This is a genomic window from Paenibacillus sp. 1A_MP2 (genome assembly GCF_052244825.1).
In the GTDB taxonomy this organism is placed as follows: Bacteria; Bacillota; Bacilli; order Paenibacillales; family Paenibacillaceae; genus Paenibacillus; species Paenibacillus vandeheii.
Genome location: NZ_JBQQCS010000001.1, coordinates 3,768,994 through 3,783,407, shown reverse-complemented (window position 1 = coordinate 3,783,407; position 14,414 = coordinate 3,768,994). Strand labels below are relative to the sequence as shown.

The following is a 14,414-nucleotide window of genomic DNA, read 5'->3' as shown; positions in this document are numbered from 1 at the left end:
TTTTCCAGTATTACAGCCGGGAGCACGTTTGTAAAATGCGATGCTCCCAGGTTAATGAATACTATTATAAATGCTTTTAAATTCTTGAACAAAATCAATCGGCAGCATAGGTTCATCAGAAGCGGCTACTCGTTGAAGCTCTTTTAACCAGTTCATTGATTCTTCATTCAAATTTGACACATCGTTTACTTGATGAAAATAAACATACAGCAATGCATGACGAAGTTTAATAGAATCTTGTAAATATACTATTTCTTCTTCTTGGATTGTATTTCCCTTCAGATATCCTTTCATAAAATGGCGGAAAAACAATTTATAATATTCCGTTTTATTTTCAAATTCCTTAAACGGATAAGAAAGTGCATAATACAATGTAATCCCAATATCGTTTACGAAATACGTATAACCGCAATCATCAAAATCGAACAAATAAATGTCTCCGTTATGCAGATAAAAATTACTTTGATGAAAATCAGTATGAGTCAAACCGTATGTATCTTTGGACTTGGGCAGAGAAGTAAGTTTTGTTAATCTTTCTTTTAGAATTGAAATCATTACATCATCAGGTTGCAGGTATTTCTCCGCCTTTAATTGAACTTCCTGGTCCCAGGCTTGTCGTTTAAACGCCGGATTACTCCATTCATAACCTTTAGTCGCATGATGGATTTTCCCAGAAATTCGCCCCATTTTTCGTAAAGCGATTCATTCCAATCTGCATCTGACACTTCTTTTCCAAGAGACATTTCGTATGAAATGGCTAGGAACGACCCATTTTCTGCAGCAATTTCTTCAACCATATTACCCCTGGTCGATGGAACAGCATTTGAAACTGCCAGTCCCTTATTCGACAAAAAATTTAAAAATTCAATTTCACCCCGTATATTATTTCTTGATCTTCTAATTGTATGTGAGATTTTTAATATGAAAAACGCATTGTTTTTCTGGTATTCATAAACAAAGCTTTCATAACCGCCCAATAAACGAACGGTGTCATTATTAATGTCATATCGCTTTATTGCTTCAGTAAGAATCTCTTCAGTGAATTGCTCTTTAATTTCTCGTAGCATCTTCTATACCTTCTTTCATTCATAATTTAAGTAGTTGTGTAGTTTTCTGATCAAAGTGCGCGACTACCGCAAACATTTCTGTTCCCCTACAAAATCGCCGTTAACTGAATGAAATTATAGCACCACAATTGGAATTATCCTACCCGTTAGCATAATGAAAATACGACAAAATACCGATTAGATATACGCCTAATCGGTAATGGGAATATGTTCTTGTTCTTGTTCTTGTCCTTGGCTTGAAACACGAACTTGTACCGATAAAACAAAAAAAAGCCGCTAAATTAGCGACTTCAATTGGAATATGCTCTTGTCCCGTGACAGTTGCCTTTATCATCTTCTGTGCCTTTCGCATCAGGTGCTTCGAATCCCCCTAATTGGGACTACTAGAGTCGCACCTAGCTTCTTCATTTAATAACTTCAACCTTTTTATCCCCTGCTGTCTTCGCTACCTCTAACGTTGTTTTACCTTGGATAGCGACTATCACGCCAGTAGCCAGCATAGAAACGATTAAAGCTGCGCTGAGGGCTGTGGAAATTTTCTTCTTGACCATAACCATACCTCCGATATCAATTATGTAATAAGCGGCTCAAGACTATGACGAGCCGAGGGTGACTACATGACTGTGAAAAGGAGATAATCCAACCTAAATTTACATGGTGGACATCACTAATTAATTACAATATTTAACTTCTTTTGTCGGGTAATCCATCTGGTGATTGTATTATAACGTACTGACAATGATTGTAAAAGGATTTTTTCCTTGTGTTCAAATAAAATAAAGTATTAGTTCATCCATTTATGCTGTCGGCTTCATGTGAACCCTTAGTATTAGCAGAGTCATACTGAACTCGCGCCTCTACAACTTGAGTGTAATGTTCTCTTCCCCACTGCCTTAGCTCTTTCATCGGCTGAAGCAAGGTTTCCCCTAATATGGTTAGTGAATACTCGACAATTAAAGGTACTGTAGGAGTAATATGTCGTTGAACCAAACCATCACGCTCCAGCTTGCGCACCGTTTGGGTAAGCATTTTTTTAGATATTCCCTCAACCCTCCGCAGCATTTCTCCATATCTGATTTTACCGTTCTCCATGGCATACATAACAAGTGCAGTCCACTTGTCAGAGATAATGTCAAGAACTTTGCTATAGCCGCAATTGGATAACGAAATATCAGATTGTTTAGTTGTTTTTGATGAATGTGCCAAAATGTTCCCCTCCTATGCACTATGAAGTTCCCAGGACACTTTAAAGTGCCTACTTATATCATTTTATTTTTTGCATTACTGTATGTCTATACCAGCACGGAGCAGCTTGAGCTAGATTTGCTATAGCAAACACAGTCCTTAAGGGTGAACTCGGGTGTCTAAGAAGTTTTGCTCTTGGAAGGGGTTGCCTTGTACTGGATTACTTCGAAGGTAGGTAAATAACATGACAAATATTATTAAAACGCGTCCCAAGCTATATGTATTGGATAACGGTCGAATGAGCATGGATAAAAATTGGATCATCTCCATGCATAATCCAGCAACCATTAATAATCCGAATGCCCAGACACAATTTGTTGAATTTCCAATTTATACGGTATTGATTGATCATCCTGAGGGGAAAATTTTGTTTGATACCGCGTGCAACCCAAACTCGATGGGCGCTCAAGGGCGCTGGGCACAGTCGACCCAACTGTCGTCTCCATGGGTAGCAAGTGAGGAATGTTACCTGCATAACCGGCTGGAGCAGCTTAAGGTTAGACCCGAGGAAATCAAGTATGTCGTTGCCTCCCACTTGCATCTGGACCATGCAGGATGCCTCGAATTGTTCACGAATGCGACGATTATCGTTCATGAAGATGAATTTAACGGAGCACTGCAGACCTACGCCTGCAATGAAAAGAAGGAGCCTATGTGTGGGCTGATATTGATGCATGGATCAAAAACCAGCTGCAGTGGAAAACGATCAAACCGGGAGAAGACAATCTGGATCTGGTGGATGGTATCAAAATCTTAAATTTCGGAAGCGGTCATGCCTGGGGAATGTTAGGTCTCCAGATCGAAATGCCAGAAACCGGCGGAATCATTCTAGCTTCCGATGCCATCTATACTGCGGAAAGTTTTGGTCCTCCGGTCAAGCCACCTGGTATAATCTATGATTTGATCGGGTACCGAAACACAGTGGAGAGAATTCGCACTTTGGCTGCCCGAACGAATTCCCAAGTGTGGTTCGGGCATGATGCGGATCAATTTGGAAGCCTGAGAAAATCTACTGAAGGATATTATGAATAACTCAACCTTCCCATAGCGGAAAAATTGATCTGAAGGCTGCCGGTTCTCGACCGAAATGGAAGAGGCCTTCCAGAACAATAATCGTATTTGCAGACATTTTTTTAAGTAGAACTTAAAAGCCTCCCTGGGGTGGGGGCTTTTAGTACTTTCAGTATTTTTTTATTTCATGTAGCGATATTCCAGGAGGTCCTTCAAATTTGAAATTTTCTGCAGCAGCTTCTCCCCTACATTGGTTTCCCTCACCAGCTTCCGTTCCAGTTCTTTATCCACCAGTCTTTTTACAGACATTACGTCCGTTCCGTTGCATAACACATCTTCTTTTGAATTAAATTTCTGATGGGCGACGAGCTGCATGCCAAAGGAATTAAACAACAAAGTATATCCGGCGATACCCGTTGTAGATTGATAGGCCTTGGAAAAACCGCCGTCAATGACAATCATTTTCCCGTTGGCTTTAATGGGGTTCTCTCCACGAGTTTCTTTAACTGGCGTGTGACCGTTAATGACATGTCCATGATCCGGATTCAAATCAAACTCTTGCAGGATTTTCCGGCAGATCTCCTCATTTTCACGTAAATAGTAGTAAGGGTTCTTTCTCTCCTTATGGGTTTCTTTATCCTGGATAAAGTACCGTTCAAAAGTGGTCATTTCTCTCTTTCCAAAGAGCGAGGAACATTCCCCTGTCCAGATATACCATACCATATCCGTCGCTAGATCATCTGTCTCTTCCGGATGCGCAAAGGAGTAACGTAAGTAATATTCAAAAACATCGAGCAGCTGACGGCCCGAATACGTCTTGTCTTCAATCTGCATTTCTTCCATGTTTCCTTCTTCATCCAAAGGAATACAGCCGTGGATTAACAAATTCCCGTTGTATTTTAAATAAAGGCTGCCCTTTTTCATAAGAAAATTCATATGTTTGGCCAGCTTTTCGGAATGCTGCACGGAAAACAGCAGCTTTTCCATCACCTCCTGTTCTTCCTCCAGCAATTGTTCAGGCTGCTGCGGATTCACGGCTCTGAAACAGGTGTTTTCCAGCGGGTACGTTTTTCCGCCGATTTTGATTTCATTTTTGTCGTAATCAATCTGCTCCAGCAGAAGTCTTTCAGACATATTAAAGTATGGGCGTCTCTTGATAATCGGGATTTCAAGCTTAAACTGGATCATGGCAATAGCTTGATGAATTTTAGTAATCTGCAGGATTTCCTGCTCCGAACCGTTATGGTCTGACTGCAGCTTGGGTCTGAAGGCCGGATTGTCATCATAGTATTTCTCCGCCAAGTTTAGCAGTGGGCGAAGATTGATTCCGTATACGTCTTCGATGATGTCCAGATTGTCATATCTGGCGCCGATCCGGATAATATTCGCAAGGCAGACCAGGGAACCCGCATAGGCGCCGATCCACAGGACATCATGGTTCCCCCACTGAATGTCTACAGAATGATAGTTGATTAGCGTGTCCATAATTTTATCGGGTCCGGCCCCCGGTCATAGATATCTCCAACCACATGAAGATGGTCAACCACTAGGCGCTGGGTCGTATAAGCTAGACCGATAATGAGCTTGTCCGCCTGGCCCAAGGAGATAATTTGCCGGTATATTTCCTCATAATAAGGATCCTTATTGTTGGTCAAATCCGTTTTGTATAGAAGCTCTTCTACAACATAGATAAACTGCTCCGGCAGAGCTTTACGCAATTTCGAGCGCGTATATTTGGAAGAGGCATAAGAAACGAGCTTAAGCATTTGTTCAATCGTTTGTCTATGCCACTGGTTCAAGGCTTGTTTATTACACAGGTCTGCTTTAACCAACTGTATTTTTTCTTCCGGATAATAAACTAAAGCCGCAAAATCATTGATTTCATCATCTGTCCAAACCTCACGGAATAAATCCTTGATTTTCTCCTTTACATTACCCGAACCGTTTCTGAGTACATGCTGAAAAGCATGAAACTCCCCATGCAAATCGCTGACATAATGCTCAGTTCCCTTGGGAAGATTGGAGATCGCTTCAAGGTTGATGATCTCTGTTATGACTTTTTCTTCCGTATCATATTTCTCGGCCAATAAATCAAGAAACTGCTCATCCAAAACAGATATCCCCCTTCAAGAAAGTATGGAAAATTGGTCTTTCGGCATGCGATCCTCTTCACCTGTATGGTTAACAATAAAAGTGAAATTATTTATGTGGTGATATCAGCATCGCCTTCCCCCATCATGGTATAACCCCCTGTTGCCAAATTCCGCCTAAAGACGCTAGCCTGACCACAATCTGTTCAGGCTTACAGACGCATCACTTGGTGAAAAATTATTTTCGGGGTAATAGGGTTCTTCCAACCTCTTATCACGTAAAGCTGCACCTAATTCTACAATATCTTTGGCAAATGTAACATCATAGATCCAGTATCAACCTTGTTCTTGGTTATAATTTGTCTCCACATCCCTGTCTCTTTCACAGTATATATAAAAATACCCCATAGAGAGACATTTTGCATATGTCTACTCTATAGGGTACCGTTTACTTGGGGAGAATCGCTTCTTTTCTATTCAACCCCATTGCGTTAACGGGCACAGCTTGTTATTGAACGACCGGGATCGTTATTTCAAGATCTTTATGATAGTTTTTGACTGGTTGGCCCTTGCTGTCTAAAATCACGGTCCAATCCTTATTCACTGTCATTGTATATGGTTTAATCGTAATGGCGGTCGGCGTTTTGGCAAACGGCAGGTATGCCTCGTCTTCATGGTATTCGGTACCTGGACTGCTGTTGAAGTATCCGATCTGGTATACATTGAGGAAAAACCGACCACTTTTTCATGGCCGATTCTTCTTCGTTAAAACCTTATAGATATCGCCAACTTATGTCTCTTGTGCAATATGTGAGTTATTCGGCGCTTTTTGGTTCATGATCGGAACCATGACCAGTGCGCCAAGAAGAAATAATAATCCTGCGCCACCATAGATCGTACTGAGCGAAAAGGCGCCCTTTAACGCGCCAGCGAAAGACATGGAAACGACCATCATGCCAACGAACATCGGATTCAGAACCCCATTCACCCGGCCGACAATCGAAGCCTCTGACCATTTCAGAATCATTGTGCTGATCCCAATATGAATGCAAGGGAAAACAAGTCCATTCAGAAATTGAACGGTCAGGGTGAGCGGAACGCTTGTCGAATACCCTACAATGGCTGTGCAGACTCCGCCTGCGATCATACCTATCGCAAGAAGAACCTGCGGCGGAACCCGCTTGGCGAAGACGGCTACGATTCCGCCACCAATCAGCATAGCTGCACCATTCACCATTAGCAGATATTGCAAGAACTCCTCGCTTCTGCCCAGCCGTTCCGTTACGATAAACAGGTTGAGCGCTTGGGCTACGCCAACAGCCAGTCCCGCGAGAATAAACGCCAGTCCGAGCATCCGCAGTACTAGGCTTTGCCAAACATAGCGGAAGCCTTCAATGAATTCTTTACGAAACTGCCCTTTTACAGCAACGGTTTGAGCTTGCATATGATCTTCTGGCAGACGAATAAGAACGAGTGCAGAGAGCAGAAAAACCAAGCCCATGACAGCGATCGATATTTCAAGCCCAAACGTGCTGTAAACGAAGGTTCCGAGCATCGGACCAAGCACCATGAAGATGGCCATCAGCGATTGGAATAGAGCCATCCCTTGCTGAAGCTGTTCTTCGGGCACATGATATTTAAACAAACGCATACTTGAAGGTTGAGAGAACTGCGAAAGAATAGCCGAGATGAATGCGACAAGGTAAACGGAGTGCCAAGAACCGTAATGTATGGTCAGAAGTACTACAAATACCGATACTGCAGATAATAAATCGCACCAGATCATCGTTCGCTTCGGCCGCCAGCGGTCGGCAAATGTACCTCCGATGAACGAAAAAACAAAAATTGGTGCGAATTCGGCTACGCTGATTAGCGAAATGGCGTATGGATCATTGTTTGTTCTATCCGCAACGTACAGGAGAATAGCGAAATTACGTACCCAAATGCCAACCTGCAGGAGCACGCTTGATAATAAAATCGTCTGCAGGAACCGATTGCGAAACATGCTTGGTACATTCATGTTTTTTTCGTGCCTCTCCAATCTTTTCAACCTCCAATTTGTCCGAAAATATTCCCATTTCGAGTAAGATATGACTCTCCTTTCAATTCCTAATTATACGGACTTCCTCATCGTTCACCTCATACTAAAGACTGAATTTTCAGAGTGCATGTCCATTGTTCTTGATTTAATTTCTATAGGAACGCGCTAAACTGCCCGCCCGTAAGTTGAATAAAAGCAGCCGATTCCGTTCGTCAGCTGCCTTCTTGATTTTATTTATCTATCTTATCCCGTTAGCCTTATCTATACTGCTAAGTTAACAGAAAACTGATGTAAAGCACCGGGTATCCCTCTAAACATTAGAATTCCTTGGTTATCTAAGTCGGCATTCGGACTATGTTCTTGTCCATTCCGGGAATCGGTACAAGTTCTTGTCCCTCGACACCTCCCAATATTTAAACTGGTTCTCCTCGCTATCTAAGATAGTTGTTCTATCTATCTTTTCTTCTCTCTATTGCTATCCATAAATAGTAAATTATCCAGAATAGTAATGGAAATATAGCTACTGAAATATAGCGTTTATCATACGGGAGCGTAAAAATAACAACGATTGAGATTGGCAATATAACAGCAAGTAGAATTAAATACTTTCCCCAATGTTTATTTATTATCACAAGCTACCTCCTTAATTCATTCAAATCATAGTCATAGGATCAGCGCGCCCATTACAACCATATGCGTACATAATTTGTACAAGCCTGAAGAAGAACGAGAAAACCATCGAATCAGTAAGGGGTCTATACTCGCTCTCTGTTTTCATTCGTAATCTTATCTCGTTTGGTTCTTGTAACTCAACTTTCGCAGCAACGAAGTGTGTAACTTATGATACTCCATCGTTCCTATCTGAACAGTCTCGTTTTTCATCTGTAGTCATCGCCATTGCGATACAGTCCAGACCATTCATTACATAGGGACGAACAATGTCTACAAGCACATCGGTTCGATCCTTTTCCTCGACATTTAACCAATAATGCGCAGCACCATAGATCGCTGAACCTGTCATGGCCGCCGCGATTTTTATATGATGCCTGTCCGCTCCATGGTGGGTATCCCCTTTCAGAAAAATGCTTTCTATGGTTTGCTGCAGCATATTCTTTATTTTTTCATCGACAAGCTTAGCCATCGAATTGGAATCTATTCTGCAAATCCGATAAAAATCTACGATGTATTGGTACGTCAGCAAGATCAACTGGTCACATATTTCATCCGTAAACTCCTGTGCATTCGCCACATGCTCAGGAATCATCTCATGAAAAGCCTGTTCTGTGACTTCATCAAGCAAAGCATATTTATCTTCAAAGTGGGCATAAAAGGTGGCGCGGTTAATGGTTGCTTCCTGTGCGATATCTTTGATGGTGATTGCATCAAATCCCCTTCTCCGCAACAAATCTCTGAACGCCGTTCTAATTAACTATCGTGTACGCAGCACCCTCGGATCTTCCTGATTTACCATTTCTATATCTCCTCATTAAACATCAATTATCACAATGTGTTGCCTATGCAACTTTCCTCTAACTCTGCCGGTTGAAATCATAAGCATACGATATTATTATCTTATCAAACACGTGTTGCTTAAACAATCTGTGAATAATTCTTTGAAAGGAAGGATCCTATTGAACACCAGACCACATAGACTTTTGATATTTGGAGCCGGCGTGATTGGCAGTGTATATGCACTCCGATTCGCACAGTCGGGACTGGACGTCACTATACTGGCACGAGGAAAAAGACTGGAGGCTCTGAAAAGGGACGGACTGAAATACAACGATAATGGAACGATAAAGCAAATATCGATCAAGACGATAGAAAAGCTTGATAACGACGACATTTATGATTTCATTTTGGTCCCAGTCCGGTATGATCAGGCCGAATCTGCCCTGTCTGCGATCAAGCATAATCGGAGCAAGACCATCGTCACCTTGACCAACACCATTGGATATGACTCTTGGCTTGAAATCGTGGGAGATCGCTTACTTCCGGGATTCCCGGGCGCCGGTGGTGACATCAAAGAAGATGTTCTATACGCCCAATTTGGTTCCGAAAAACATCAAGGAACCATTTTTGGTGAAATAAATGGACTGACGACAGAAAGAGTAAAAGAGCTTGCCAAAATATTTGAATCCGTGGATTTGCATTATGAAATCCAAAAAGACATTCAAGCATTCCATATTTCGCATACTGCGTTAGCAATCGTCAACAAGCATTTCTATACGAATGACGGAATGGTGGATATAGATACAGCAAGAAGTGTAAGCACTCTAAGCAAGATTGCCGCAGGTATTAAACAAAACATTCATCTGGTAGAGCAAGCCGGCATTCCCGTAATCCCTCCCGAAACGAAGGAAATGGGAGAATTGCCTGACAACGATATTATTTCCCGTTACCGCCAGATGCTGAGCAATGATTTCATAATTGATGTAAAACTTGGGAACCACGCCATCAGCCAAAAAGCGGAAATAATGTTATTAGACGAGAGGTTTCATAAAATGATATCCGCCCGGCGATGACTTCCCATATACTTCAAAAAGTATGGCGAACGGTTGATATTAAGGATGTTCATCACACGCTCCAGCACCTACTACCTGCACATATATTACTTTTAAGTTCCTATATCACTTTGAGGTGCGTACTTCTCATCTCTCTTGTTCTCAGCCACAATAATGAGCAGAAGAGAAAGGAGAAATGTCCATTGAAAACCGAACAATCTATTCCCCATTACACTGCACTTGTCATAGGTGCTGCAGGTGTTATTGGAGGAAATCTTATTGATTATCTCATGACCCTCCCGGAATGGAATATTATTGGTGTATCGCGTCGTGGAGGGAAAGATACTCCTAGACTACGTTATATATCGGCCGATTTACTAAGCGAAGCAGATACCAAGGCGAAACTGTCTGATCTAACGTCGGTTACTCATATTTTTTATGCCGCTTATCAGGATCGTCCAACCTGGGCGGAATTGGTACAGCCCAACCTTGCGATGCTTGTCAATGTGGTAAATACCATCGAACCGATCGCACCAAACCTTCAACATATCAGTCTAATGCAGGGCTATAAGGTTTACGGTGCACATCTGGGACCATTTAAAACACCCGCAAGAGAAACCGATGCTCATCATATGCCTCCTGAATTCAATGTCGATCAGCAGCAGTTTCTCGAAAATCGGCAGCCCAAAAGCAACTGGACCTGGTCAGCCCTGCGCCCGTCTGTTGTATGTGGATTTGCTCTGGGTAATCCAATGAACTTAGCTATGGTAATTGGAATATATGCTTCTATCTCTAAGGAGCTTGGCTTAGCGCTTCGCTTTCCGGGCAGACCGGGAGCTTTTGATTCCCTTCTTGAAATGACAGATGCATCACTACTCGCTCGTGCGACAGTCTGGGCGGCAACCGATCCGCGCTGTGCCAACCAGGCGTTCAATATTACCAACGGCGATCTGTTTCGCTGGAATGAACTTTGGCCCAAAATCGCTGCTTTTTTTGAATTGGAAACGGCACCTCCACTCCCCCTCTCACTTGCAACAACGATGGCAGATAAAGAACCACTTTGGAATTCGATGATTGAAAAATATGATTTAATGAATACTCCCTATGAAGCTGTCTCTTCTTGGGCATTCGGTGACTTCGTCTTCTCTTGGGACTATGACTTCTTCGCAGATGGTTCCAAAGCTCGTCGTTTCGGATTTTACGAATTCGTTGAAACTGAAAGTATGTTTATGAATATATTTAAAGACCTTCGTGAGCGCAAGATCATCCCTTAAAAATTATAATGACTAATAAGCCAATTCCTAGTTATCAGGAATTGGCTTAATTATGTTCTTCAAAGGATAGAAGTCGGTGGCTTGAACAGGATTATCCCTCGATCACCATAAACCTTTTCTACATGCGCGTCCCCCATTTGCACATCAGATGAAGAATCTCTTTAAGACTCCACCCATATTCCGTTAACTCATACTCCACTTTTGGCGGAACTTGGTTATGGGAAATACGTAAGATAATCCCTGCCTCCGTCAATTCATTCAGTTGCTGTGTCAACATCTTCTGTGTAATGGCAGGTATCAGCTTCATCAATTCCCCGTTCCGTTTTTTACCAAAGGTAAGATGGAATAAAATAACCGGCTTCCACTTGCCTCCAATCACTTCAAGAAGAGCTTCAACTGCCGTGTTATAAACTCTGATTGGTTCATGCATATCACATCCAGCCTCACTTCCAAAATAAATTAAAGTACAGGTATCCTTTGTTACATCATATAAAAAAGTATTTTATTCACTTTATTCTATCACCCATACAACTAACCTGCCCGTTAGCTTAATCAATTAATGGGTAGAATACAGATTAGATATACGTCCAAGCGGTAGTAGGAACATGTTCTTGCCCATTCTGGTAATCGGTACAAGTTCTTGTCCATGGCTCGGGACACGAGCTTGTACCGATAAAACAAAAAAGCCACTAAAATAGCGACTTCAATGGGTTATGATTTTGTCCCTCGACAATTTATACATCCCTTCAAAAATAATCATTGTGGATCTTTCAGGTAACGTTATATTCACAAAGTGAGTGAAGTTGGAACGTTTTTCCCTTTTGTTTAGTCTATATCTCCGCTAAATTTCCTCAGTTGTGTAATACTTAATGGTATACATTCATCTTGTAATTATGATAACCTACCTTAGACATTATAGCTTCTATAGGGAGGCACAAGGGATTGATTAGTCTAGGAACATTAATTGCTTTTGGAGTTGTATCACTGGGGATGGTCTGTTCTCCCGGCCCTAATATGATTTACCTGATCTCACGTTCCATTGCGCAAGGGCGTAAGGCCGGCATTATTTCTTTGTTGGGGGTTATGCTGGGATTTGGCGTCTACCTCATTGCATCTATGCTGGGGCTAATCGCCATATTCAATACCGTTCCGATTATCTATACGGCAATGAAGTGGGCGGGAGCGGCATATTTGTTTTGGCTCGCATGGAAGATGATTAAGCCTGGCTCTACGACTATACTGGAACCGGCTGCTCTCCCAATGGAGAAGCCCAAAAAATTATTTCTGATGGGCTTCATAACCAATTTGCTAAATCCCAAAATAGCGGTATTGTATATTTCACTTTTACCTCAGTTTCAGAATCCTGAAAAAGGCTCGTTACTTGCACAAGGTGCAATTCTGGGCATAACGCAAATTCTAATCAGTTTAACAGTGAACCTCCTTATTGTTCTTACAGCAAGCAAGATCGCCAGTTGGTTCGGTAAGCGCCCGACATGGCTTAAGGCACAGCGCTGGATTATGTCCGGTGTACTCGCTGGACTTGCCGTTAAGCTGGCTGTTCAGCGACGATAAGTTAGTTAGTCTTGTATTGCTCCACTGTACACACTTGCACCATCGTAGTCTCCTATGTAACGAGGTCTAACGCCGGTCGAGACTCAACCGGGCTTTCGTGTATTCCTAATGAAACTTGTTACTTTAGATCCTCGCCATTTTTATGCAAGTTAGGCTAAAAGTGAACCATAGAACACTGGCCGACGGGTGCTATTTAAGCATTAGATTAAAAAGGGAAAACTTAATATGATTCATTTAATTTAATGATCAGAAAACAACATCTGAGGTTTTGAAAGGCTCGACTCCTTCTCTATTCTCCAAAAAGGCCCCATTCGTTTTTGAAGTGCACCCCTTAGAATAGACATTGGAAAAACCCCTGGGTTTAGCCGATGAAATTCTAGGGGGTGTATTTTTTTATGGCGATTAAGGGACAAAAGTTTAAAACGTATTCGGAGAAGATAAAAAATGAGGCTATTCGTTTGCATACGGTTGAGGGGTGGACTTATCGAAAGATTAATGAACATCTGGGGATTCATGATCCAGGACGAATGAAGCGCTGGATGCGAAAATATCGGGAACAAGGTGAGTTTGGACTGATGGATCAGCGAGGTCGACGTAAAGAATACTTGGATCAAGACCGCTTTGTACAAAAACTGAAACGGGAGAATGAGTTGCTAAAAAAGTGCTTGGTCATCTGGAAGGAGGAAGCAAACAAGAAAGATTTCAGATCATAGAAAAAGTAGCGGCATACGGTGATATCCAGAAACTTTGTGATGTGTTTGGCGTGTCACGGAGTGGATTTTATGCCTATGTAAAACGTAAACGATTCGATCGCGACGCAAAGGCGAAGAAACAAGTGCTTCAAACGTATCAACGATATGAAGGCAAATATGGTTATCGGCAGCTCCAGTTGTTCCTTTGGCAAGATCAGGGGATTTGGATGAACCACAAAAAGGTGCTCCGCCTGATGCAAATGCTCGGTATTCAATCTCGAATCCGTCGTAAACGGCGCTCCAGCAGCTCGTATACACCTGCGCAGCGTGTAGCAGAGAACCTCTTGAAGCGAGATTTCAGTGCAGAAAAACCGAATCAGAAATGGGTAACGGACATTACCCAGTATCGTGTGGGAGAGCGCTGGATATATCTTTCAGCCATAAAGGATCTGTTTAATAACGAAATTGTGGCTTACGAAATAGGCGAACGCAACGACAATGAACTGGTGCTTCGCACATTCAGCAAGGCGTTTGCGAAGCAAAAAGACGTGACCGGACTGGTCGTTCATAGCGACCAAGGATTCCAGTACACGTCTCATGCTTACCACGACATGCTGCCAAAGGTTGGCGCCCGAATCAGCATGTCTCGCCGAGGAAATTGTTATGACAATGCCTCGATGGAGAGTTTCTTCTCGCATCTCAAAACGGAAGGACTCTATCCTTATCATATCCGAACGCTTAGCGAAGCACAAAGCAAAATCGAAAAATATATCCGTTTTTACAACCGAAAACGGCCACAACGGAAACTAAAAAAACTGACGCCGGTAGAGTACCGACGCCAGTTTGCAGCCTAGGGTCTTTTTATAATGTCTACTAAATGGGGTCTTGACCATTTCTGATGGGGCTCTTTTTGTTAAA

The 14,414-nt window shown here is 42.3% G+C and carries 11 protein-coding genes and 3 pseudogenes; 6 read left to right on the top strand and 8 right to left on the bottom strand.

Annotated features, from left to right (window positions below):
- Positions 1-51: 51 nt before the first annotated feature.
- The 4 genes from ACTWJ7_RS18590 to ACTWJ7_RS18575 all read right to left on the bottom strand — a co-directional run bounded on the left by ACTWJ7_RS18590 (position 52) and on the right by ACTWJ7_RS18575 (position 2,273).
- Positions 52-687 (bottom strand): phosphotransferase enzyme family protein, encoded by a 636-nt coding sequence (locus ACTWJ7_RS18590; RefSeq protein WP_443145750.1) that lies wholly within the window; start codon positions 685-687, stop codon positions 52-54.
- Positions 588-1,067, bottom strand: coding sequence for a hypothetical protein (locus tag ACTWJ7_RS18585; RefSeq protein WP_443145749.1), 480 nt, complete (start codon positions 1,065-1,067; stop codon positions 588-590). Before ACTWJ7_RS18585 ends, ACTWJ7_RS18590 begins: the two co-directional genes overlap by 100 nt.
- 404 nt (positions 1,068-1,471) lie before the next feature.
- Positions 1,472-1,618, bottom strand: coding sequence for a hypothetical protein (locus ACTWJ7_RS18580; RefSeq protein WP_179132638.1), 147 nt, complete (start codon positions 1,616-1,618; stop codon positions 1,472-1,474).
- A 238-nt stretch (positions 1,619-1,856) separates the two neighbouring features.
- Positions 1,857-2,273, bottom strand: a complete 417-nt coding sequence (locus tag ACTWJ7_RS18575) for a winged helix-turn-helix transcriptional regulator (protein WP_301878469.1) — start codon at positions 2,271-2,273, stop codon at positions 1,857-1,859.
- A gap of 223 nt (positions 2,274-2,496) precedes the next feature.
- Here ACTWJ7_RS18575 and ahlS point away from each other — a divergent pair.
- A pseudogene (gene ahlS / locus ACTWJ7_RS18570) lies at positions 2,497-3,344 on the top strand (AhlS family quorum-quenching N-acyl homoserine lactonase).
- Between the two features lie 159 nt (positions 3,345-3,503).
- Here ahlS and ACTWJ7_RS18565 read toward each other — a convergent pair.
- The 3 genes and pseudogenes from ACTWJ7_RS18565 to ACTWJ7_RS18555 all read right to left on the bottom strand — a co-directional run bounded on the left by ACTWJ7_RS18565 (position 3,504) and on the right by ACTWJ7_RS18555 (position 8,859).
- A pseudogene (locus ACTWJ7_RS18565) lies at positions 3,504-5,434 on the bottom strand (fructose-1,6-bisphosphatase).
- Positions 5,435-6,203: 769 nt separating this feature from the next.
- Positions 6,204-7,433: an MFS transporter gene (locus tag ACTWJ7_RS18560; protein ID WP_079345430.1), complete on the bottom strand. Its 1,230-nt coding sequence runs from the start codon at positions 7,431-7,433 to the stop codon at positions 6,204-6,206.
- An 859-nt stretch (positions 7,434-8,292) separates the two neighbouring features.
- Positions 8,293-8,859: a TetR/AcrR family transcriptional regulator gene (locus tag ACTWJ7_RS18555; protein ID WP_301878466.1), complete on the bottom strand. Its 567-nt coding sequence runs from the start codon at positions 8,857-8,859 to the stop codon at positions 8,293-8,295.
- A gap of 226 nt (positions 8,860-9,085) precedes the next feature.
- Here ACTWJ7_RS18555 and ACTWJ7_RS18550 point away from each other — a divergent pair, with 226 nt between their 5' ends.
- Positions 9,086-9,979: a ketopantoate reductase family protein gene (locus ACTWJ7_RS18550; protein ID WP_301878464.1), complete on the top strand. Its 894-nt coding sequence runs from the start codon at positions 9,086-9,088 to the stop codon at positions 9,977-9,979.
- 182 nt (positions 9,980-10,161) lie between these two features.
- The gene (locus ACTWJ7_RS18545) at positions 10,162-11,232 is read left to right on the top strand and encodes an SDR family oxidoreductase (RefSeq protein ID WP_079345340.1); all 1,071 of its coding nucleotides are present in this window, start codon (positions 10,162-10,164) and stop codon (positions 11,230-11,232) included.
- 59 nt (positions 11,233-11,291) lie between these two features.
- On the opposite strand, the pseudogene ACTWJ7_RS18540 reads toward ACTWJ7_RS18545, so the two are convergent.
- Positions 11,292-11,662 (bottom strand): annotated as a pseudogene (locus tag ACTWJ7_RS18540) (winged helix-turn-helix transcriptional regulator).
- A 512-nt stretch (positions 11,663-12,174) separates the two neighbouring features.
- Here ACTWJ7_RS18540 and ACTWJ7_RS18535 point away from each other — a divergent pair.
- From ACTWJ7_RS18535 to ACTWJ7_RS18525, 3 genes are all read left to right on the top strand, one after another.
- Complete coding sequence (locus tag ACTWJ7_RS18535; protein ID WP_079345336.1) at positions 12,175-12,804, top strand: LysE family translocator; 630 nt, start codon at positions 12,175-12,177, stop codon at positions 12,802-12,804.
- A gap of 395 nt (positions 12,805-13,199) precedes the next feature.
- Complete coding sequence (locus tag ACTWJ7_RS18530) at positions 13,200-13,517, top strand: helix-turn-helix domain-containing protein (protein ID WP_079350485.1); 318 nt, start codon at positions 13,200-13,202, stop codon at positions 13,515-13,517.
- Entirely contained in the window at positions 13,466-14,350 is an 885-nt protein-coding gene (locus ACTWJ7_RS18525) for an IS3 family transposase (RefSeq protein ID WP_301879581.1), read from the top strand. Before ACTWJ7_RS18530 ends, ACTWJ7_RS18525 begins: the two co-directional genes overlap by 52 nt.
- Positions 14,351-14,414 lie beyond the last annotated feature (64 nt).